The organism is Nocardiopsis sp. EMB25, assembly GCF_026797795.1.
GTDB lineage: Bacteria > Actinomycetota > Actinomycetes > Streptosporangiales > Streptosporangiaceae > Nocardiopsis > Nocardiopsis lucentensis.
The window spans coordinates 50,106-71,000 of record NZ_JAMTDN010000001.1 but is presented as its reverse complement, the minus strand read 5'-3'; the positions used below and the strand labels follow the sequence as shown (position 1 = coordinate 71,000).

Genomic DNA, 20,895 nt, shown 5'->3' with positions numbered 1-20,895 from the left:
GGTCCGTCGACCATGCCCGGCACGGCCGACGGATCCGCTTCCCAACCCGGCCCTCAGCGGCCCTCAGGCCCCGACGATGTGAGTCTCACCGCTGCGCGCCAGCCCGATCGGACCGTCGTAGGTGGATCGTGCCTCGGTGAGTGTGACCTCGTCGTCGTTCCACGGCACCAAGTGGGTGAGGAGCAGTTTGCGCGCACGTGCCCGGCTGGCGTGCTCGCCCGCCTCGCTGCCGGTGAGATGCATGTCCTTGGGGTGTTCCCGGTGGTCCTGGAAGGCCGCCTCGCACAGGAACAGGTCGGTGTCGGTCGCGAGCTCGATCAGGGAGTCGCAGGCCCCCGTGTCACCGGAGTAGGTCAGGGTCCGCCCCCGGTGTTCCAGTCGGATCCCGTACGCCTCCACCGGGTGGTTGACCTCGTCGACGCGGGCGGTGAACGGACCGATCCCGAACGTGCCGACGGTGAGCTCGTGGAAGTCGAAGGCCTCGGTCATGCCGGGGTCGGGGTCGAGTCCGTACGCCTCGGCCATGCGCAACGCCACGCCCTTGGGGCCGTACACGGGGATGCGCGGTTTGACGCCGCCCGGCGGGAACATGCGCGCGACCCAGTACGAGCACAGGTCGAAGCAGTGGTCGGCGTGCAGGTGGCTCAGGTACACCGCGTCCACGGAGTAGATGTCGACATGCCGCTGGAGCGCCCCCAGCGCCCCGTTGCCCATGTCGAGGAGCAGACGGAAGCCGTCCGCTTCGACCAGGTAGCAGGAGGCCGGGCTGTCCGGCCCGGGGAAGCTCCCGGAGGACCCGATAATCGTGAGTCGCACGTCGTCGTCGCCTTCTCGATGGGCCGCGCGGCGTCCGTGGCACCCTCGTCGTCCCTGTCGACGCTGAGCGCGGATGGCGGCTGGTTCTGCGGATGTCCCGTTGTTACGGGTGTACCCCAATGGCCGCCCGGGTGGTACAAAATGTGGCCTGCATCTCAGGCGACGTGCGTCACGTGTGAATTTTTCACACGACCTGACCAATGATGTCCGGTTCGGTCACATCCCGGAGCCACCGGTGTCCGACGCGGTCGTTCCCGACACACCGAGGGCCGGCGCCCCGTTCGGGGCGCCGGCCCTCCCGGCCGGCACGGGCCGACGGTCGAGTCGAAGGGCCTCAGGCCCAGAGCTGACCCTCCAGGCGCTCCTCGGCCTCGTCGAGCGTCCCCTCGTAGGCACCGGTGGACAGGTACTTCCACCCGGCGTCGGCGATGACGAACACGATGTCAGCGCGCTCACCCGACTGCTCGGCCTTGCGCGCCATCCCCAAGGCGGCGTGCAGGGCGCCGCCGGTGGAGATGCCCGCGAAGATCCCCTCCTGGTCGAGGAGCTCCCGGGTCCGCTTGAGCGCGGCGTCCGAGGGGACGGAGAAGCGTGTGGTCAGCACGCTCTCGTCGTACAGTTCGGGGACGAACCCCTCGTCCAGGTTGCGCAGGCCGTAGACCAGCTCGCCGTAGCGCGGCTCGGCTGCGACGATCCGCACGTCCGGCTTGTTCTCCCGCAGGTACCGGCCCACTCCCATGAGGGTGCCGGTGGTCCCCAGCCCCGCCACGAAGTGGGTGATCTCCGGCAGGTCCGCGAGGATCTCGGGGCCGGTGGTCTCGTAGTGGGCCCGGGCGTTGGCCGGGTTCCCGTACTGGTAGAGCATCACCCAGTCGGGGTTGGCCCTCGCCATCTCCTTGGCGACGCGCACGGCCTCGTTGGACCCGCCCGCCGCATCGGAGAAGTGGACCTCGGCCCCCCACATACTCAGCAGCTGCTTACGCTCGGCCGACGTGTTCTCCGGCATCACACAGACCATGCGGTAGCCGCGCAGCTTGGCGACCATGGCCAGGGAGATCCCGGTGTTGCCCGACGTCGGCTCCAGGATGGTGCACCCCGGGGAGAGCAGCCCGTCCTTCTCAGCCTGCTCGATCATGAAGAACGCGGCGCGGTCCTTGATCGAGCCGGTGGGATTGCGGTCCTCCAGCTTCGCCCACAGCCGGACGTCCGGTGAGGGCGACAGTCGGGGCAGGCCGACGAGCGGCGTGCCACCGAGGGAGTCGAGCAGGGAGTCGTAGCGCATACCCGGCCTAGCGGCTGCCGCCGGCCACGGCCGGCAGAACGGTCACGTTGTCGCCGTCGGACAGCTCGGCCTCCAGGCCGCCGACGAAACGGACGTCCTCGTCGTTGAGGTAGACGTTGACGAAGCGGCGGAGCTTGCCGTTGTCCACCAACTTCTCACCGATGCCCGGGTAGCGGCTGTCCAGGTCCTTGACGAGCGCTCCGAGGGTGTCGCCGGAGCCCTCGACGACCTTGGCGTCGTTGGTCAGGTTGCGGAGGATGGTGGGGATACGGACCTCGATGGCCATGAAGGTGTCTCCGTTAGCGGTCGTTGTTGTGCGTTCATTCCCAACAGGGGTCCGGCCGCTCCCATTCCGACCGGCCGCCCCGCTGGTACGGGCCCTGCGGGTCTACTGGTCCGCGGCGGCGCCGGTGACCTCCACCGGCTCCTCGGTGACCTGACCGTCGACGATCCGGTAGGAGCGGAACTCGACGGTGTCGGGCTCGCGTGTGGACACGAGCACGTAGTGGGCGCCGGGCTCGGATGCGTAGGAGATGTCGGTGCGCGAGGGGTAGGCCTCGGTGGCGGTGTGGGAGTGGTAGATCACGACGGGTTCCTCGTCGTTGTCGTCCATCTCACGCCAGACCTTCAGCTGCTCGAGGGAGTCGAACCGGTAGAAGGTCGGGGACCGCTCGGCGTTGATCATCTCAATGAACCGCTCGGGGCGGTCGGAGCCCTCGGGACCGGCCACGACACCGCACGCCTCGTCCGGGTGGTCACGGCGGGCGTGGGCGACGATCTGGTCGTAGATCGAGCGATCAATCCTCAGCATGCGTCCCAGGGTACCCAAACACTGTTCCCTACCAACCAGATGGGTATTAATGATTCCGGCCACTCCTCGGGCTCACCCGCCGCTGGTGGGGCGGCCTCCGCGCGCCGTCCCGCAAGAACTAGGCTCGTGCGCATGAGCGAGGACAGCAGCAGCGGGCTGCTCACCGACCACTACGAACTGACGATGCTGCAGGGGGCCCTGCGCAGCGGTGCCGCCGGGCGCCGGTCGGTGTTCGAGATGTTCGGACGCCGACTCCCGGAGGGTCGCCGGTACGGGGTCGTGGCCGGGACCGGACGGTTCCTGGACCTGTTGGAACGGTTCCGGTTCGACACGGCCGAACTGGACTTCCTGTCCGACCGGGGCGTCGTGGACGAGCGGACGCTGGAATGGCTGGCCGACTACCGCTTCTCCGGGGACGTGTGGGGCTACGGCGAGGGCGAGGCCTACTTCCCCGGTTCCCCGATCCTCGTCGTGGAGGCGCCCTTCGGCGAGGCCGTCATCCTGGAGACCCTGGCGCTCTCGGTCTTCAACCACGACAGCGCGATCGCCTCCGCCGCCTCCCGCATGGTGGTCGCGGCGGGCGGCCGGCCGCTGATCGAGATGGGCTCGCGCCGTACCCACGAGCGGTCGGCGGTCGCGGCGGCGCGCGCGGCGTACGTGGCCGGGTTCGCCACCTCCTCCAACCTGGAGGCCGGACGCGCCTACGGGGTGCCGACCGGCGGCACCGCCGCGCACGCGTTCACCCTCCTGCACGACAGTGAGCGACACGCCTTCCAGGCCCAGCTGGACTCGATGGGCGCCGAGACCACGCTGCTCGTCGACACCTTCGACGTCGAGCGGGCCGTGCGCACCGCCGTGGAACTGGCCGGACCGAAGCTGGGCGCGGTACGGATCGACTCCGGTGACCTGGCAGCGACCGCCGGGCGGGTGCGCGAGCAGCTGGACTCGCTGGGGGCGACCGAGACCCGGATCGTGGTCACCGGCGACCTGGACGAACACTCCGTCCAAGCGCTGGCCGTGGCGCCGGTCAACGGCTACGGCGTGGGCACCGCGCTGGTCACCGGCTCGGGCGCCCCCACGGTGTCGCTCGTCTACAAGCTCGTGGCCCGGGCCCGCGGCACCGCCCCGGAGGCACCCCTGGAGCCGGTGGCCAAGCGCTCGGTGGGCAAGCCGAGCCGGGGCGGTCGTAAGTGGGCGGTGCGCCGGTTGGACGACCGGGGTACGGCCGTGGGTGAGGAGGTCTACCCGTACGAGCCGTCGGGGGACAGGGGCACACGTCCCCTGCTGCGTCCCCTGGTTCTCGGAGGCGAGGTGGTCGGGCACGAGAGCGTGCACGAGGCGCGGCAGCGGCACCGGGAGACCCTGGCCGAGCTCCCCGAGGAGGCGCTGCGGATGTCGCGCGGCGACGTGGCGCTGGCCACGGTCTTCCACTAGGCGGGGAACCGCGAGGAAGCGAGAGGACTGACGATGAAGGCACTCATCGTGGTGGACGTGCAGAACGACTTCTGCGAGGGCGGCAGCCTGGCCGTGACCGGCGGGGCCGCCACCGCCGCCGCGGTCACCGAGTACGTACGCGCGCACGCCGACGACTACGACTTCGTGGTGGCGACCCGGGACTGGCACATCGATCCGGGCGCGCACTTCTCCGACGAGCCGGACTACGTGCGCAGCTGGCCCAGACACTGCGTCGCGGAGACACCCGGGGCGGACTTCCATCCGGCGTTCGACACCGCCCGGGTGGACGCGGTCTTCAGCAAGGGGCAGTACGCGGACGGCTACAGCGGGTTCGAGGGCACGATCGGCGACGACGGCACGGCCCTGGCCGACTGGCTGCGGGGGCACGGAGTGGACGAGGTGGACGTGGTGGGCATCGCCACCGACCACTGTGTCCGGGCCACGGCCCTGGACGCGGCCCGCGAGGGGCTGCGCGCCCGGGTACTGCTCGGACTGACCGCCGGTGTCGCGCGCCCGACGGTGGACGAGGCGTTGGACCGGCTGCGCGCGGCCGGTGTGGAGCTCGAGGGCGAGCCGGCGGTCGGCTAGGTGTCGGCCCCGCGAGGGAACCCGCGGGGCCGAACGCGCGTGTCAGGCGGCGCCGATGGCGGTCCGCACCCGGTCGAGCGTGGCGCGGGCGCGCACGCGGGCGCGCTCGGAGCCCTTCCGGAGGATCGCGTCGATCTCCTCCGGGTTGGCCATGAGCTCCTCGTAGCGCTCCCGCTTGGGCCCGATCTCGGCGTTGACCGCCTCGAACAGCTCGTTCTTGAGCTCCCCCCAGCCCATGCCGCCCGCCTGGAGGCGCTTGCGCACGTCGGCGACCGTGTCGTCGGCGGCGAAGTGCTGGAGCAGCTGGAAGGGAACGGAGCCGTCCGGGTCCTTGGGCTCCTCGACCGGCGTGGAGTCGGTGGGGATGCGCCGGATGGCCTTCTTGAGCTTGTTCTCCGGCAGGAACAGCGGGATGTGGTTGTCGTAGGACTTGCTCATCTTGCGGCCGTCGACGCCGGGCAGGATGCTCGCGTCGCTGTCGTCGATGACGCCCTTGGGGATGGGGAAGGAGTAGGCGTCGCCGAACCGGTGGTTGAAGTACCCGGCGATGTCGGCGGTGTACTCGATGTGCTGTGTCTGGTCGCGGCCGACGGGCACGTGGGTGCCCTCCATGACGAGGATGTCGGCGGCCATGAGGATGGGGTAGTTGAACAGCCCCATGTTGATCCCGGCGTCCAGGTCGGTCACCCCGGCCGCGACGTTGCGGTCGCGCGCGGCCTTGTAGGCGTGGGCGCGGTTCATCAGGCCCTTGGGGGTCAGGGCGCTGAGAACAGTGGTGAGCTCGAAGGTCTCGGGGACGTGCGACTGCTGGTAGACGATGGTCCGCTCGGGGTCGAGCCCGCATGCGAGCCAGGTGGCAGCGCCCGACCGGATGCTGTGCCGGAGCTCCTCGGCGTCCTTGATGGTGTTGAGCGCGTGGTAGTCCGCGATGAAGTAGTACGTGTCGTACTCGTGGGACGCCGCGAGTGCGGGCTTGATCGCGCCGACGTAGTTGCCCAGGTGGAAGTCACCGGTGGGCTTGATCCCGGTCAGGTAGGTGTTCGCTGCCATGGCCCCAGCCTATCGGCGCGCGTCCGCACACCTGGCTCGGATTCCCGGGAGCCGGTCGCCCGACCAGCGGGACAGCCGTGCCTCGTGCCCTGGGCGGCGCCGATGACGCGCGGGCGGCCCGGTTCCGCGGGGCCCGCCCCGCGGAACCGGGCCGCTCCCGAACCCGTCCGCCGTCAGTCGACGCTCTCCTCGCCCTCGACCGTGCCGTCGGGTTCCGCGGTGGTCCGCACGTCCCCGGATGACCTCCCCGTCGCGAGGGCCGCCCTCCGGGGGTCGACCTCCTCCTCGTTCGCACCGGAGCGGAAGGCTCTCCAGTGGTCGGCCATGCGCTTGCCCTGACCGCGCGTGAAGTGGGTCATGCAGGCGTCCTCGGAGTAGTTCATGAAGTTCGTGATCGGGTCCTCGCCCGGGTCCCTGCGGCAGGTGTCGCGGCCTCGGGGGCAGCCGGAGGCGGCCTCACGTTCGTAGGCGGTGTCGTCCACGTAGTCGCCGGGCTCGTCGCAGCCGTTCTGGAAGGTGTGGAAGAGCCCCAGCCAGTGGCCGATCTCGTGGGTGGCGGTGTGCCCGTGGTTGAAGCGGTACCGGTCGCCGCCGGGCAGTGTGTCGTAGGAGATCACCACGCCGTCCCGCTTGGGGTGGGACTTCTGGTCCTGCGGGAAGGTGGAGTATCCGAGCAGGCCACTGTCGAGCTTGGTCGTGTAGAGGTTGAGCGTGTCGGCGCCGCCCCGGTGGAGGCGTTCACGGATCTCGTCGCGCTGCCTGCTGAAGTCGCGAAACCACCCGTCGTTCACCGTGCGGTTGATCTCGCGCAACCGGAAGCGGAAGCCCGTGTCGGCGCCCTCGTCGCCGAAGGCGTACCCGCCGCGGTAGGCCCGGTTGAGCACGTCGATCTGCCGCCGGATCTGCCAGTCGCCGAGGTTCCCGCGCCCGTCGGAGGCGGAGATGACGTGCACCACCACTGGGACGACCCGCGTCGGTTCGGCCTCATGGCCCCGCAGCGGGCGCAGAGCCTCGCGCAACTGCCGCTCGTACTCGGCCGCCTGCCCCACGGAGACGTCACCGCCCTCGGGCAGGAGGGTGGAACGGCTCGGGTCGGCCAGCCGGGCGTCGATGGCCGGCGTGCACTCGTCGAGCCGGTTCCCCGCCGCCACCGTCGCCGTTTCGGCGCTGTCCGCCCCGGCTCCGGCGGGTTGGTACGCCGTGCCCGCCACGATCCCGGCGAGGGTGACCCCGCACAACACCAGTCCTGACCACAGTGCGGTTGCGCCACCGCCGAGGCTTCGTCCAATCACCAAACGGACTGTAGCTATAAAATCACTCTAAGCTGACAAGGCGTGCGTGAGCTTGCAAAGTGTTTGCCCGCACCTGCTACTTCCGGCCGACCGCCCAGGTACGGAGCTTGGCGATGCGCTCACGAATCTGGGCGGGGGAGGCCTGGGCCACGGGCGGGCCGCCGCAGGCCCGGCGCAGCTCGTTGTGGATGATCCCGTGGGGTTTGCCCGTGCGGTGGTGCCAGGCCCCGACCAGCCCGCTCAGTTCACGCCGCAACTCGGCGACGACCTCGTGCGTGGGACCCTCGTCAGGCTCCTTCTCGATCTTCTGCCTGGCCTTGAGCTCACTGGCCTTCAGATCGGCCTTGCGCTTGCGCAGCAGCTGGGAGACCTGGTCGGGCTCCAACAGGCCGGGCAGGCCGAGGAAGTCCTCCTCCTCGGTGGAACCGGGCACACTGCCGTACTCGGCGCCGTCGAAGAGCGCGCGATCGAACTCCGCCGCCGACTCCATCGTCTCGAACGGCAGTTCCTCCCCCGCCTCCGGGGTGTCGCGCTTCTTGTTGGCCTCCTTCATCAGGTCCTGTTCCGGGTACTCCTCGTCCGAGGGTTGCCGGTCCAGGACGTGGTCGCGCTCGCGCTCCATCTCCCCCGCGTACTCCAACAGCGTGGGCACCGAGGGCAGGAACACGGAGGCGACCTCGCCGCGCTTGCGCACGCGCACGAAGCGGCCGATGGCCTGGGCGAAGAACAGGGCGGTGCTCGTGGAGGTCGCGTACACGCCCACCATGAGGCGCGGTACGTCCACGCCCTCCGACACCATGCGCACCGCGACCATCCATCGGTCGTCGTTCTCGGAGAAGCGGGAGATCTTCTTGGAGGCCGTGGGGTCGTCGGACAGGACCACGGTGGCGCCCTTGCCGGTGATCTGCCGCAGGATGCGCGAGTAGGCGCGGGCGTTCTCGTGGTCGCTGGCGATGACCAGGCCCCCCGCGTCCGGGTGCGTCTTGCGCACCTCGGTCAGACGGCGGTCCGCGGCCTGCAGCACCTTCTTGATCCAGTCGCCCTTGGGATCGAGGGCCGCGCGCCAGGCCTGGGAGAGCGCGTCCTGGGTGAGCGGCTCGCCCAGCCGCGCGGCGAGTTCGTCGCCCGCGCGGGTGCGCCAGCGCATCTCGCCGGAGTAGGCCATGAAGATGACCGGGCGCACGACCCCGTCCTCCAAGGCGGGGGCGTACCCGTAGCTGTAGTCCCACGAACAGCGGCGCACCCCGTTCCCGTCCTGGACGTAGTCCACGAACGGGATGGGGTTGATGTCGGAGCGAAAGGGGGTTCCGGTCAGCGACAGGCGCCGCGCGGCGGGGTCGAAGGCCTCCCTGACCGCGTCTCCCCAGGAGAGCGCGTCACCGGCGTGGTGGACCTCGTCGAAGATGACGAGGGTCTTGCGCGCCTCGGTGCGGTTGCGGTGCAGCATCGGGTGCGCGGCGACCTGCGCGTAGGTGACCGCCGCGCCGATGTACTGGCGGCCCAGCGCGCCCTGACCGTTGCGGAACTCGGGGTCGATGGGGATGGCGAACCGGGCGGCCGACTCGGCCCACTGCTTCTTCAGGTGTTCGGTCGGGCACACGATCGTGATCGAACGGACCGCGTGCCGCCGAAGGAGTTCACTCGCCAGGGTGAGGGCGAAGGTGGTCTTTCCCGCGCCGGGCGTGGCCACGGCCAGGAAGTCGCGTGGTTCCCGGCGGAAGTACTCCTCGAACGCTTCCCGCTGCCAGGCGCGGAGCCCGCGCAGGCGGTCCTGCGTGGTGGTCTGCGTCACCGTCATGCTGTCCGTCCCCCGTTACTCACCTGGTAGAGGTTAGCGGCCCCCGGGGACCGGTCCGGGAGCCGCTCCAGTGGTACCGCGCACACGTGGCCGCGCGCGGCACCGTCACTCAGGCGGCGCGGGAACTCAGGAACTCTCCGACTCGGAGGGCTCCGGGGAACCCGACTCCGAGGGGGACTCCGCGCCGGGCAGCGCGTCCGGGGCGCCGGCCCCCTCGGGAGCGGCGTCCGCGCCCTGCACCTCGACCGCGCCGTCGTTGAACGGCATGTGCGGCGAGAGCTTCGGGAAGGCGAAGAGCCACAGCAGGGCGGCTGCGGCCGCCACCAGGCCCACCGACAGGATCAGCTTGGACGGCCAGGGGCCGGGCAGCACACGCCAGATCAGTCCGTACATCCGCCTCTACTCCTCGTCCTCTTCGGCGTCCGGCGCCATGTGGGCGATCGACTCCGGCATGCCCTCGGACTTGGGGGTGGTCTCGGTGAGCTCGGCCCAGACGATCAGCCGGTGGGTGTTGTTGAGCTTGGGGGCGCACGTGGTGAGCGTGATCAGGGACCGCTCGGGCTCCTCGTCACTGGCGTCGTCGAACGGGTCCGGCTCGATCACCCACACGTCGGTGGGCAGCACCGTCTGCTCCTCGAACACCTCGTAGGTGTAGAAGTTCTCCGCGTCCTCCAGGACCATGACGTCGCCGTCCTCCAGCTGGTCGATGTCCCAGAACAGACCGGGGGTGCGGTGCGCGGCGACGGAGTAGTTCCCGGCCGCGCCGGGCTCACTGTCGTACTCGGTGTAGTGGCCGGGGCTGTTGAGGATGTCCTGCGGTGTCGTCCCGTTGACCACGACCCAGTCGAGATCGAGGCTGGGCAGGTACAGGCGGCTGTCCGCGCTGCCGGGCAGCGGTTCGGACTCCGGTCCGGGCTCGGACTCCTCTTCCTCCTGCGCGGCCCAGACCTCCTCCAGCCCCTGCGCCAGCTCCTCCTGCTCACGCTCGGTCTCCCACTGGCCGCCGTAGACCTCGTAGGAGGCGTAGAAGAGCATGAGCAGGCCCGCGGTCAACAGGATCTCGCCGATGGTTCGGACCACGCCGCGGACGATGTCGCCGGGAGTGTGGCGGGGAGTGCGGGGCCTGCGGCGCCTGCCTCCCGAACCTCGACGGCCCCGCCCGCGACGGGGCTCGGGGGCGTCGTGCTTGTGCCGTTCAGTTGTGGAGACCAATAGGACCTACTCCTGTGGACGCTTTCGGGCGCTCCGACACCTACCTGCGGGGAACGACCAGCGGGGCCCCGGTACGCGGATGCGGCAGGACGTCGACTTGGTGCTGGTACACGTCGCTGAGGAGCGACGCGGTGAACACGTCCGCGGGTGTGCCCCGTGCGGCGATCCGTCCTCTGGACAGCACCGCCACACGATGGGCGTAGGCGGCCGCAAGCCCCAAATCGTGCAGGACCACGATAACGGTCCGACCGTCCTCCGCGAGCTCACGCGCCACGGAAAGGACGAGTTCCTGGTGCCGGATGTCGAGCGCGGCGGTCGGCTCGTCGAGCATGAGCAGCTGGGTTCCCTGTGCCAGGACGCGGGCCAGCATGACCCGGGCCCGCTCACCGCCGGAGAGGCTCGGAAAACGGCGTTCGGCCAGGTGGGGGATTCCGGTTCGGGCCATCGCGGCGGAGGTCTGTGCCGCGTCGGTGTCCGCGTCGCACAGTCCCGCCCAGGGGGCCCGGCCCATGGCGACGAGTTCGGCGACGGAGAACGGGAAACTGACCGACGAGTCCTGCGGGAGGACGGCCCGGCGCAGGGCGAGTTCCGGTGGGGTCCAGTCGGCGAGCGGCCGGTCGAACAGGTGGACCGAGCCGGAGTCGGCGGCGCCGGTGTCCCGGGGGCCGACGTCGCCGGACAGCACGCCCAGGAGGGTGGACTTGCCCGCGCCGTTGGGGCCGACGAGGGCCACCAGTTCTCCGGCGCGCACGGTGAGGTCGACACCGTCGAGCAGGGTGCGCCCGCCCCGCCGGACGGTGAGCCCCTCCGCCCGGACCACGGCCGTACCGGGTGGGGCGGGAGCGGGGTGCTGGGGCGGACGGGACAGGGGCGCGACCGCGGCGGCGGTGCGCCGACGGAGTCGGGACCAGGCGCTCACGACCAGCCTCCCTGCTTGGCACGGGTGCGATGCAGCAGAAAGAAGAAGAACGGTCCGCCGAGGGCGGCGGTGACCACGCCGAGGGGGATCTCGGCGGGGGCGGCGGCGGTCCGGGCGAGCAGGTCGGCGGACATCAGGAGCAGGCCGCCGCCGAGCGCGCTGGAGGGCAGCAGGATCCTGTGGCCGGGCCCTGTGACCATGCGGACGATGTGCGGCACGACCAGGCCGATGAACGCCACGATCCCGGCGAAGGCGACGGCGGCCGAGGTGAGCAGGGCCAGTGCGGCGATGACCACCAAGCGCATGCGTTCCACGTCCACCCCAAGATGGCGGGCGGGCCCCTCCCCGAGGGCGAGGAGGTCGAGGCGGCGCGCGTACAGGGGGATGACCGCCAGCCCGAGGAGGAGGCACGGGGTGATGGCGGCGACCTTGGCCCAGGTCGCGGTGGAGACGCTGCCGAGCTGCCAGAAGGTGATCGTCTGGATCTGCGCGTCCTGGGAGAAGTTGGTCATCAGACCGATCGCCGCGCCCGCGACGGCGTTCACGGCGACACCGGTGAGCAGGAGGGTGACCACCTCGGTCCGCCCGTGGGAGCGCGCGAACACGTACACGAACAGGGTCGTGGCCAGGCCGAAGACGAAGGATGAGGCGATGATCGTCCAGTGGCCGAACACGGTGAGGCCGCTGAAGATGACGAGGATCGCGCCGACGGCGGCGCCGGAGGACACACCGATCACCCCGGGTTCGGCGAGGGGGTTGCCGAAGATCCCCTGCATCATCGCGCCCGCGGCGCCCAGCGCGGCGCCCACGGCGGCGGCGAGTGTGACGCGGGGTAGGCGGACGTCCCACAGGACGGTCTGTCCGATCCGGTCGGGCGGTGTGCCGAGGTCGAGGCCGACCGCGTGCAGGAGGGAGGCGGCGACCTGGTCGACGGGGACGGGGTAGGCGCCGAGGCCGGCGGACACGAGGGCGACCGCGACGAGGGCGGCGGTGAGGCCGGTCAGCAGCAGGGTGGCGCGCACGCGGTGCCGTACGCGGCGGCCCCCGGGGGCGGGATCGGACGCGGTGGGTTCACCGGCGCCGGTCGGGGTGGTGGGCGCGGTCACTCGCCGGCTCCGCCCGTAACGACGGCGGCCAGTTCCTCGGCCAGTTCGGCGACGACCTGCGGGGTCCGGGGCCCGAAGTTGAGCAGGACACCGTCCTCGAAGTCGATGACGGCGCGGTCGGCTCCGGCGGGGGTCTGGGCGACCCCGGGGATCTCGACGAGCCCGTCGATCCCGCCGACCGACTCCAGGCCTGCCGTCATGACGAGGATCACGTCGGGTTGGGCGGCGATGAGCGCCTCAGCGGTGATGGGGGTGAAGGGTGTGGTCAGTCCCATCTCGACCCCGGCGTCACGGACGCCGATCTCGGCGAGCATGGCGTCGGCACCGGAGCCGGGTCCGCCCAGGAGGTAGACCCCGGCCGTGCCGCGCAGGTAGAGGAAGGCGACGCTCGGGTCCCCGACGGCCTCGCCGGCGGAGACGCCTACCTCGGCCATCTGCTCCCGGGTCCGTTCGGTGAGGCGGGCGCCGCCGTGGGGCACGCCCAGAGCCTCGGCGACCCGGGAGAAGCGCGGGTACATCTCCTCGATCGTCCACGCCTCCTCGACGATGACGACCGGTACCCCCGCGTTCTGGATCTGCTCGATGGTCTCGGGCGGTCCGCTCTGGGTGTCGGCCAGGACGACGGTGGGTTCGAGGGCGAGGGCGGACTCGGCGGAGATGTCGTGCCCCTCACTGATGACGGGCAGGTCTGCGGCCTCGTCGAAGGTGGCGGACACGTCACGGCCGACCACGTTGTCACCGAGGCCGAGGGTGAAGACGATCTCGGCGAGACTCCCGCTCAGGGGCAGGATCCGGCTGACGTCGGTGACCTCGACGTCCTCGTACTCCAGGGGGTCCTCGCTGGTGCGGTAGGGGTCGTGCACGACCGAGGAGACGGTGACGGGCAGCTCGGGGGCGTCGGGGTCGGCGAGGATCTGGAGCCGGTTGTCGGCGAGGTCGGGGATGTCCTCGCCACCGCTTCCGGAGGGGGTCCCGTCCGGGGCCACGCCCGCCGGGGAGCAACCGGCGAGTGCGGCGGCGAGCGCGCAGGCCGCGGCCAGAACGCGGGCGGACACGGGGGCGGCGCGGCGTCGGCGCCGGTGCGCGCGGGAGGGCCGGGTGTCGGCGTGGAGCATGGCGATCGCTTTCGGTCGTCCGGGCCGGGGCGAGGTGGGGGCTGTCGGGTGCGGTTGGCCTGCCCGTTTTTATGACACATCGTCATTATCTTGACAACCCCAGGGCTCCGGTGGTCCACTGTTCTCGCTTGAACGCCGACTTAGGTAAGGCTCACTTCAGATAGGTAAGCATAACCTAAGTACACTTCCCCACGTCTCGCGGGTGAACGCCCCACCGAACACCCGCACGAACGCGAAGGCCCCTGATGCGTAGGAGAATCGCCGTCGCCGCGGCGACGGCTGTCATCGCCGCCACGCCCGCCGTGGCGGCGTCCGCCGAGACGGTCTCCGACGAGGAGAACGGCCATGCCCGGGTCACCACCGTGGACCGGACCGAGGGGCTCTCCCCCGAGGGCGACACGGTGACGGTCTCCGGGATCGGACACGCCCCCGGGTCCCGGCTCGAGGTCTCCACCTGGGCCGTCCCCGCCGGGACCGCGACCGACGCCGACCCGGAGGTCGACCCGGCAGCGGTCCACGACGCCGACGACGCGGTCGCCGTGGACGTCGGCGAGCGCGGCGCCTTCACCGTGACCCTCGACACCGACACCGGCTTCGCCGTCGACGCCGGGCTGGACACCGTGGAGGACCTCTTCGAGATCCGTCTCGTGGAGGTCGGCCCCGCCCCGGAGGCGACGGAGCCACCGGGGCCGACGGAGGACTCCGAGGGCACGCGGCCCCCGAACGCCACCGAGGACACCGGGGAGACCGACACCGCCGACACGGAGGCCGAGGACGCGGCCGCCACGGACGGCGCGCACGAGGACGCCTCGACCGCACCGGGCGCGGGCACGATCACGCCCGTCCTCCTCCCGAGGGCTCCGGCCCCGGCCCCGGTCGTCGGGCGGGTCCCGATCACCTTCGCCGCCCCTGAAACGGCGCCGAACACCCAGCCCCAACCCCACACACGCCCCCGGACCCAGACGACACAGCCCCGGACCACCGCCCCCACCACCCGGGCGGACCCGACGCTGAGCGTCTCCCAGACCACCGGCCTCGACCCCGACGGACAGACCGTCACCGTGACCGGCACCGGCTACGACACCTCCAAAGGCATCTACGTCGCCCTGTGCGACATCAGCCGGGCCGGTGCCGACCAGGCGCCCAGCCCGTGCATCGGCGGTGTCGACATGGACGGGTCCAGCGGATCGTCCGTGTGGGTGTCCAGTAACCCACCGCCCTACGGCGAGGGGTTGGCCGTCCCCTACGACGGCGGCGGCGCCGACGGGGGTTTCTCCGTCGAGCTGACCGTGCGCGCCGGCGACGCCAACACTGACTGCACGGACGCCTCGACCGAGTGCGCCGTGGTCACCCGCAACGACCACACCCGCTCCAGCGACCGGAGCCAGGACGTGTTCGTCCCGATCACGTTCTCCGGGCAGGGCGGCACGTCACAGGACGGGTCCGATCACGGATCGGGCTCCGGCGGTTCGGGATCGGACTCCGGTTCCGGGTCGGACGACTCGGGCTCCGACGGTTCCCGCGGCGCGGTGGGCGGTGGCAACGAGGGCATCGGAGAGCTGCCCACCACCGGATCCGCGCTCTGGGCCCTGGTCCTGACCGCGGTCGTCACCACCGCCACCGGAGCCACAGCCCTGATCGTCACCCGTCGACGGCGGGACACCGCCGCCACCTGAGGCACGCCACGTGGGCGCCCCCGCCACGGGCAGCGTCCACCCCACGACGTCACCCACTCCGATCCGGTGTCCGGCCACCGGGCCACGGGTCGGCCCCGTCCCCACCCGGGACGGTCCCTTCCACCATCTCCTTCGGAGGTAACACCCCAATGTCCCTGACCATGGCTCCCCACACGTCCGACCGTGCCCGTCGCACGCTGCGCGGCCTCGCCACAGTCGCCTCGACCGCCGCCCTCGGCGCCGTGCTCGCCCTCGCCCCCTCGACCGCCATGGCCGACGCCGGTCTGACCGGCGGTTCGGCGGACTGGGGCGTCAAGGAGTCCTTCCGCGACTACGTGACCAGCTTCATCGCCCAGGGCGACTACGTCGGCGTGGACGGCGCCACCGTCAACACCGGCGGGACCGTCGACTTCCCCGGAGCCGGCGGCGCCCTGGCCACGGACGGGTCCTTCGACGCCTCCTTCTCCGGCGGCGTGGTCCTCACCGGCCACGACTACGGCAACGGATCCGTCCTGGAGGTCCGGGTCCACGACCCGCGCGTGGAGTTCGACGGCACCGACGCCATCGTCTACGCCCGCGTGGTGAGCCGCACCTTCGACGGCCCGCTCCAGACCACTCCGAACCCGCTCGTCGACTACGGGGAGATCGCGGTCACCGAGCTGACCGGCGAGAGCGTGACCGACACCGGCACGGAGCTGACCTTCGACTCCACCGGCGGCACCCTGCACGCCGACGCCGTCGACGCGTTCGCGGGCTTCTACTCGGCCGGAACCGCGATGGACCCCATCTCCTTCACGGTCGAGACGAACTGACGCAGGTCCGGACCGAACGACGGCGGCGCGGAGTCCCACCCCGCGCCGCCGTCCTCTCCCCCCCACCTCACACCGGCAATCCCCCGACACGATTGGAACCAGCCGCCCCATGATCACCACCCCGTCCAACGGGACTCGGGCCCCGGGGAGGACCCGACGCCTGCTGAGATCACTGACCGCCGCCACGGGAGCCACCGTCGTCGGTGGCACGCTCGCCCTGGCCCCCGTCCAGAGCGCCTCGGCCGAGGAGACCGTCACCGTCGAGGGCGGCTCGGCCGCCTGGGGCGTCAAGGAGTCCTTCCGCGACTACGTGTCCGGCTTCATCGCCCAGGGCGGGTACGAGGGCTCCGACGGCGCGACCGTCCTGGCCGACGGCACCGTCGACTTCCCGACCGTCGGAGGGGAGGTGTCCAAGGAGGACTCCTCCGGCCACGTCGACTTCGGCGGAACGGTGGCCTTCACCGGGCACGACTACGGCAACGGGCCCGTCCTGGAGATCCGCCTGTCCGACCCGCGCGTGGAGTTCGACGGCGACGGCTCCGCGCTGGTGCTGGCCGACGTCGAGAGTCGCCCCTTCGAGGGTGTCCAGCAGACCACGCCCGCCCCTTTGGAGGACTTCGGTCAGGTCCCCGTCGCCGAACTGAGCGGTGTCGAGCTCTCCGTCGAGGAGGAGGACCTCACACTCACGTCCACGGCCGGCGGCCTGCGCGCCGACGCCGTACCGGCCTTCGCCAACTTCTACACCGCGGGCACCGCGATGGACCCGCTGGCCTTCACCACGACACTCCAGGCCGGTGAAGAGCCGGTCCCGCACGACCCCCGGGTCACGGTGACCCCGTCCACGGCCCTCGACCCCGAGGGTGACGTCGTCACGGTGGAGGGCACCGGCTTCCGTCCCGGCGCGGGGATCTACGTCGCGCTGACCGGCGTCCCCCGGTCGCCGGACTCCCACCCCCGGCACTGGTACGGCGACGGCGTCTGGCTGCGCGACGCCGCCGCCCCGGCCGAGGACGGAACCTTCAGCACCGAGCTGGACGTGGTCGGCGCCTTCGACAAGGACGGCACGTCCTACGACTGCGCCGAGGAGCAGTGCTACGTCGCGGTGTTCAACGACCGCCACGACCTCGACAACCGCGACCAGGACGTGTGGGTCCCGGTCGCCTTCGCCGCCGACGACGACGGGGACGGGGAAACCCCCGGGGAACCTTCGACCGTGCACTCCGGACGCGCCGACTGGGGCGTCCGCGAGTCCTTCCGCACCTACATCGAGGGCGACATCGCCCAGGGTTCGATCAGCACCGAGGACGGCGCCGCCCGCAACGACGACGGCACGTTCGCCTTCTCCGGCGGCGAGGGCGAGGTGGACCTCGCCGCGGCCACCGCCGACCTCGACTTCGAGGGGACCGTGCTCTTCGAGGGGCACGCCTACGAGGAGGGCGACCCGCTCCTCCACATGACCGTCACCGACCCGCGGGTGGTGATCGACGGCGCGTCCGGCGTGCTCTACGCCGACGTGGTGAGCAAGTCGCTCGACGACGAGGAACTCATCGCCTACGACGACGTGGCCTTCGCCGACCTGGACCTGTCGGGAGTCGAGTACACCCTCGCCGAGGACGTCCTGACCTGGGACGCGATCCCGGCCGCCCTGACCGCCGAGGGGGTACCCGCCTTCGCCGACTTCTACGCCGAGGGTGAGGAGCTGGACCCGGTCACGCTCACCGTGGGTGTGTCCGAGGACGCCGACGTGCCCGGCGGTGACACCGGAGGCGACGGTGACGACGGTGACGACGGAGGCGACGGAGGCGACGGCGGTGGCGGAGACGGGGACGGGGACGGGGACGGCGGTGACGACGGCGGCGGTGACGGAGACGGCAAGCCGGGTCTGCCCAACACCGGCGTGGCCCTGACCGGTCTGCTCGTCGCGGCGGTCGTGACGATCGGCGCCGGTGGTGCCGCGATGGTCGCGTCCCGCGGGCGCGCCCCCGCCGAGGCGACCACCGAGTCCGAGGGCTGATCCCGCCCCACCGCGCGGCGTCCCCGGCGCGGTGGAGACAGAACGGGGGACGGGAGGGCCCCAGCACACGTCCTGTGCCGGGGCCCTCCCGTCGGAGCACGAGGCGGGCGCTGGGAGGCGCCTACTTCACCAGCTCCTCGTAGGCCTTCTTGCACTCGGGGCACACGGGGAACTTCTTGGGGTCCCGGTTGGGGACCCACACCTTGCCGCACAGGGCGATCACCGGATTGCCCGTGACGGCGCTCTCGGTGATCTTGTCCTTTTGCACGTAGTGCGCGAAGCGCTCACGATCACCGTCGTCGTGCGAGGTGTCCGGCTTGGTTTCGCTGTCCGGCAGAACCTTGTTCAAGACATCCATCGGCATCGTTCCTCACACCTTTCCACGTCTGCGTTCCACGGTATAGGGTGCCGCGCACCCGACGGCGATCGTTCGGCGCCGCTCAGTTCAGCGTGGGGTCCTCCGGGTAGGTCGACAACAATGCCAGATCACCGCCCTGGCGCCGCAGCACACGCGACCACAGCCGTTCCGGAGCGATGGTGAAGACGTCGTCGGTGATCGCGGGGACGACGTACCAGGCGCCCTCGTCGATCTCTCCCGCCAGCTGACCCGCGCTCCACCCCGCGTAACCGGCGAAGACCCGGAACGCGCCCAGGGCTCCGCCCAGCAGTGACGGCGACTCGTCCAGGTCCACCACGCCCACGCCGTCCAGCCCCAGGTTCTGGTCGAGCCCCTCCAGCGGGGACCAGCCCGGTGGAGGGTCGTTGCTTCCCGCCACGCCCAGGGCGATCCCCGCCCCCTCGCCGACGGGGCCACCCGAGAACATCACCGCGGGCTCGCTCGCGTAGGCGCCCCAGGGGGTGATGACCTCGTCGACGGAGGTGTCCAGAGGACGGTTGAGGATCACCCCGAGGGTGCCGTCGGCGGTGTCGTCCACGACGAACACCACCGAGCGGCGGAAGGAGTCCTCCTGGAGGAGAGGGGCGGCCACCAGAAGTCGCCCGGTCAGTCTTGGCTGGTCCATGGTGCACCCTTACCCAGGTTCACACCCCTACCCGGGGTTTCGTGAGTGGTGACCGCCCCTCTCCGCGGGCGCGTGTCCGAAGGTCAGTTCCCCCGGCCGCGCTGGGCGACCTCGCGCACGGCGGTGGCCACGTGCGCGGACAGGTCGGAGTGGAAGACGCTGGGGATGATGTAGTTCGGGCCGAGCTCGTCCTCGGTCACCACGTCGGCCAGGGCCTCGGCGGCGGCGACCATCATGTCCGAGGTGACCTCGTGGCTCTGGGCGTCGAGCAGGCCGCGGAAGAAGCCCGGGAAGACGAGCACGTTGTTGATCTGGTTCGGGTAGTCGCTGCGGCCGGTGGCGACGACGTCCGCGTGCAGGTGGGCGACCTCGGGGTCGACCTCGGGGTCGGGGTTGGCCAGCGCGAAGATGATCGAGCCGTCGTTCATCTCGGCGATGTCGTCACCGCTGAGGAGGTTGGGCGCGGAGACGCCGATGAAGACGTCCGCGCCGGCCACGGCGCCCCTGAGGTCGCCGGAGTAGCCCTCGGGGTTGGTGTGCTCGGCGATCCAGCGCAGGTTGTCGTCGAGCTGTTCGCGTCCCGTGTGCACGGCTCCGTGCACGTCGCAGACGATGACGTCCTTGGCCCCGGCGTGCATGAGCAGCTTGAGGATGGCGGTACCGGCCGCACCCGCGCCCGACATGGCGACGCGGACCTGGCTCAGCTCCTTGCCGACCACGCGCAGAGCGTTGCGCAGGGCGGCGAGCACGACGATGGCGGTGCCGTGCTGGTCGTCGTGGAAGACGGGAATGTCGAGCAGCTCGCGCAGGCGGGCCTCGACCTCGAAGCAGCGGGGGGCGGAGATGTCCTCCAGGTTGATCCCGCCGAAGCCGGGGGCCAGAACCTGGACGGTGCGAACGATCTCGTCGACGTCCTGGGTGTCCAGGGCGATCGGCCAGGCGTCGATGTCGGCGAAGCGTTTGAACAGGGCGGCTTTGCCCTCCATGACCGGCATGGCGGCCTCGGGACCGATGTTGCCCAGTCCGAGGACGGCCGAGCCGTCGGTGACCACGGCGACGCTGTTGCGCTTGATGGTCAGGCGGCGGGCGTCGTCCTTGTTGGCGGCGATGGCCTGGGAGACGCGGGCGACACCGGGGGTGTAGGCCATGGACAGCTCGTCGCGGTTGCGCAGCGGCACCTTGGAGGACATCTCGATCTTGCCGCCGAGGTGCATGAGGAAGGTCCGGTCACTGACCTTGTGGACGGTGACGCCCTCGACCGAGCCCAGGGCGTCGACGATCGCCTGGGCGTGGTCGGTGTCACGCGCGGCGCAGGTGACGTCGATCCGAATGCGCTCGTGCCCGGCGGCCGCCACGTCCAACGCGGTGATCATGCCGCCCACGTGCTCGACGGCGTTGGTGAGACTGCCGACGGCGCTGCCTCCCGCGTCCAGTTCGAGCCGGACGGTGAGGGAGTAGGAAACGCTGGGAAGGCTGGCCACGTGTTGCTCCTTGGCTCTTGCTTGGTGTCGTGCGTCCGTGGGGTACACGGACGGCCCCGTATGTCCCGGGGCGTCGGCGTTGACGTCGGCACCCGGGAGGCCCGCCCGTCGCCCACCACCGCCCAAGGGCCGCTTCGCGGCGGGTGGGACGCCCTCAACGGAGGCCCGTGGCGCAGAACCCCGTCCGGGTCCGGGGTGCGGACCCCGTCCCCGCGATCCGTCCGTTCCGGGCGGTGCGCCGTCCCCGCGCCGGGCGCGGCTTCGACACGCGTGTCCGCACGGCGGAACGTGGGTTGTCCTGCGTGCCCACTGCGCGCGGTGTCTCCATTCATGGTGCACCGCACGGTGGACCGCGGTCACGGCAGGGGGTTGGTTCGTGCACGCGACCGGGTCGCCTCACCCTACCCGAGTCAAGGCGAGATCGTCAGCAGTAGGCGACAATTCGA

The 20,895-nt window shown here is 71.1% G+C and carries 20 protein-coding genes; 5 read left to right on the top strand and 15 right to left on the bottom strand.

Annotation, left to right across the window (positions count from 1 at the left end; translation table 11 throughout):
- Positions 1 to 63: 63 nt before the first annotated feature.
- The 4 genes from KIK06_RS00340 to KIK06_RS00325 form a co-directional block, all read right to left on the bottom strand.
- Positions 64 to 816 carry an MBL fold metallo-hydrolase gene (locus tag KIK06_RS00340; RefSeq protein WP_017600304.1) on the bottom strand — a complete coding sequence of 251 codons (753 nt, stop codon included), beginning with the start codon at positions 814 to 816 and terminating at the stop codon, positions 64 to 66.
- 334 nt (positions 817 to 1,150) lie between these two features.
- On the bottom strand, positions 1,151 to 2,098 hold the full coding sequence (locus tag KIK06_RS00335; protein WP_017600305.1) for a PLP-dependent cysteine synthase family protein: 948 nt from the start codon (positions 2,096 to 2,098) through the stop codon (positions 1,151 to 1,153).
- A gap of 7 nt (positions 2,099 to 2,105) precedes the next feature.
- Positions 2,106 to 2,384, bottom strand: a complete 279-nt coding sequence (locus KIK06_RS00330; protein ID WP_268641441.1) for a MoaD family protein — start codon at positions 2,382 to 2,384, stop codon at positions 2,106 to 2,108.
- A gap of 102 nt (positions 2,385 to 2,486) precedes the next feature.
- A complete protein-coding gene (locus tag KIK06_RS00325; RefSeq protein WP_017600307.1) occupies positions 2,487 to 2,909 on the bottom strand; it encodes a Mov34/MPN/PAD-1 family protein in 423 nt (140 codons plus the stop codon).
- A gap of 132 nt (positions 2,910 to 3,041) precedes the next feature.
- Here KIK06_RS00325 and KIK06_RS00320 point away from each other — a divergent pair, with 132 nt between their 5' ends.
- Both KIK06_RS00320 and KIK06_RS00315 read left to right on the top strand, forming a co-directional pair.
- Positions 3,042 to 4,343, top strand: coding sequence for a nicotinate phosphoribosyltransferase (locus KIK06_RS00320; RefSeq protein WP_017600308.1), 1,302 nt, complete (start codon positions 3,042 to 3,044; stop codon positions 4,341 to 4,343).
- A 33-nt stretch (positions 4,344 to 4,376) separates the two neighbouring features.
- Complete coding sequence (locus KIK06_RS00315) at positions 4,377 to 4,952, top strand: isochorismatase family protein (RefSeq protein ID WP_017600309.1); 576 nt, start codon at positions 4,377 to 4,379, stop codon at positions 4,950 to 4,952.
- A 42-nt stretch (positions 4,953 to 4,994) separates the two neighbouring features.
- On the opposite strand, the gene KIK06_RS00310 is transcribed toward KIK06_RS00315, so the two are convergent.
- The 8 genes from KIK06_RS00310 to KIK06_RS00275 all read right to left on the bottom strand — a co-directional run bounded on the left by KIK06_RS00310 (position 4,995) and on the right by KIK06_RS00275 (position 13,444).
- Entirely contained in the window at positions 4,995 to 6,002 is a 1,008-nt protein-coding gene (locus KIK06_RS00310) for a tryptophan--tRNA ligase (RefSeq protein ID WP_017600310.1), read from the bottom strand.
- 173 nt (positions 6,003 to 6,175) lie between these two features.
- Complete coding sequence (locus tag KIK06_RS00305) at positions 6,176 to 7,240, bottom strand: zinc metalloprotease (protein ID WP_442789811.1); 1,065 nt, start codon at positions 7,238 to 7,240, stop codon at positions 6,176 to 6,178.
- Positions 7,241 to 7,370: 130 nt separating this feature from the next.
- Positions 7,371 to 9,092, bottom strand: a complete 1,722-nt coding sequence (locus KIK06_RS00300) for a DEAD/DEAH box helicase (protein ID WP_268641439.1) — start codon at positions 9,090 to 9,092, stop codon at positions 7,371 to 7,373.
- Between the two features lie 126 nt (positions 9,093 to 9,218).
- The gene (locus KIK06_RS00295) at positions 9,219 to 9,485 is read right to left on the bottom strand and encodes a hypothetical protein (RefSeq protein WP_017600313.1); all 267 of its coding nucleotides are present in this window, start codon (positions 9,483 to 9,485) and stop codon (positions 9,219 to 9,221) included.
- Positions 9,486 to 9,491: 6 nt separating this feature from the next.
- Positions 9,492 to 10,304: a class E sortase gene (locus tag KIK06_RS00290; RefSeq protein WP_442789729.1), complete on the bottom strand. Its 813-nt coding sequence runs from the start codon at positions 10,302 to 10,304 to the stop codon at positions 9,492 to 9,494.
- 40 nt (positions 10,305 to 10,344) lie between these two features.
- Positions 10,345 to 11,223, bottom strand: a complete 879-nt coding sequence (locus KIK06_RS00285; RefSeq protein WP_268641436.1) for a heme ABC transporter ATP-binding protein — start codon at positions 11,221 to 11,223, stop codon at positions 10,345 to 10,347.
- A complete protein-coding gene (locus tag KIK06_RS00280; protein WP_268641435.1) occupies positions 11,220 to 12,329 on the bottom strand; it encodes a FecCD family ABC transporter permease in 1,110 nt (369 codons plus the stop codon). Before KIK06_RS00280 ends, KIK06_RS00285 begins: the two co-directional genes overlap by 4 nt.
- A complete protein-coding gene (locus KIK06_RS00275) occupies positions 12,326 to 13,444 on the bottom strand; it encodes a heme/hemin ABC transporter substrate-binding protein (RefSeq protein ID WP_268641433.1) in 1,119 nt (372 codons plus the stop codon). The genes KIK06_RS00280 and KIK06_RS00275 overlap by 4 nt, the downstream gene beginning before the upstream one ends.
- A gap of 245 nt (positions 13,445 to 13,689) precedes the next feature.
- Between KIK06_RS00275 and KIK06_RS00270 the strand changes: the two genes are divergently transcribed.
- The 3 genes from KIK06_RS00270 (at position 13,690) to KIK06_RS00260 (ending at position 17,946) form a co-directional block, all read left to right on the top strand.
- Positions 13,690 to 15,120, top strand: coding sequence for a cell wall protein (locus KIK06_RS00270; protein ID WP_268641432.1), 1,431 nt, complete (start codon positions 13,690 to 13,692; stop codon positions 15,118 to 15,120).
- 149 nt (positions 15,121 to 15,269) lie between these two features.
- Entirely contained in the window at positions 15,270 to 15,932 is a 663-nt protein-coding gene (locus tag KIK06_RS00265; RefSeq protein WP_268641431.1) for an HtaA domain-containing protein, read from the top strand.
- A 109-nt stretch (positions 15,933 to 16,041) separates the two neighbouring features.
- A complete protein-coding gene (locus KIK06_RS00260; RefSeq protein ID WP_268641430.1) occupies positions 16,042 to 17,946 on the top strand; it encodes an HtaA domain-containing protein in 1,905 nt (634 codons plus the stop codon).
- Between the two features lie 121 nt (positions 17,947 to 18,067).
- Here the strand turns inward: KIK06_RS00260 and KIK06_RS00255 are convergent, their stop codons facing one another.
- The 3 genes from KIK06_RS00255 to KIK06_RS00245 all read right to left on the bottom strand — a co-directional run bounded on the left by KIK06_RS00255 (position 18,068) and on the right by KIK06_RS00245 (position 20,449).
- Complete coding sequence (locus KIK06_RS00255) at positions 18,068 to 18,310, bottom strand: DUF3039 domain-containing protein (RefSeq protein ID WP_026127904.1); 243 nt, start codon at positions 18,308 to 18,310, stop codon at positions 18,068 to 18,070.
- A gap of 76 nt (positions 18,311 to 18,386) precedes the next feature.
- Positions 18,387 to 18,968, bottom strand: coding sequence for a YqgE/AlgH family protein (locus tag KIK06_RS00250; protein WP_026127905.1), 582 nt, complete (start codon positions 18,966 to 18,968; stop codon positions 18,387 to 18,389).
- A gap of 83 nt (positions 18,969 to 19,051) precedes the next feature.
- Positions 19,052 to 20,449, bottom strand: coding sequence for an NAD-dependent malic enzyme (locus KIK06_RS00245; RefSeq protein WP_017600322.1), 1,398 nt, complete (start codon positions 20,447 to 20,449; stop codon positions 19,052 to 19,054).
- Between the last annotated feature and the right edge of the window lie 446 nt (positions 20,450 to 20,895).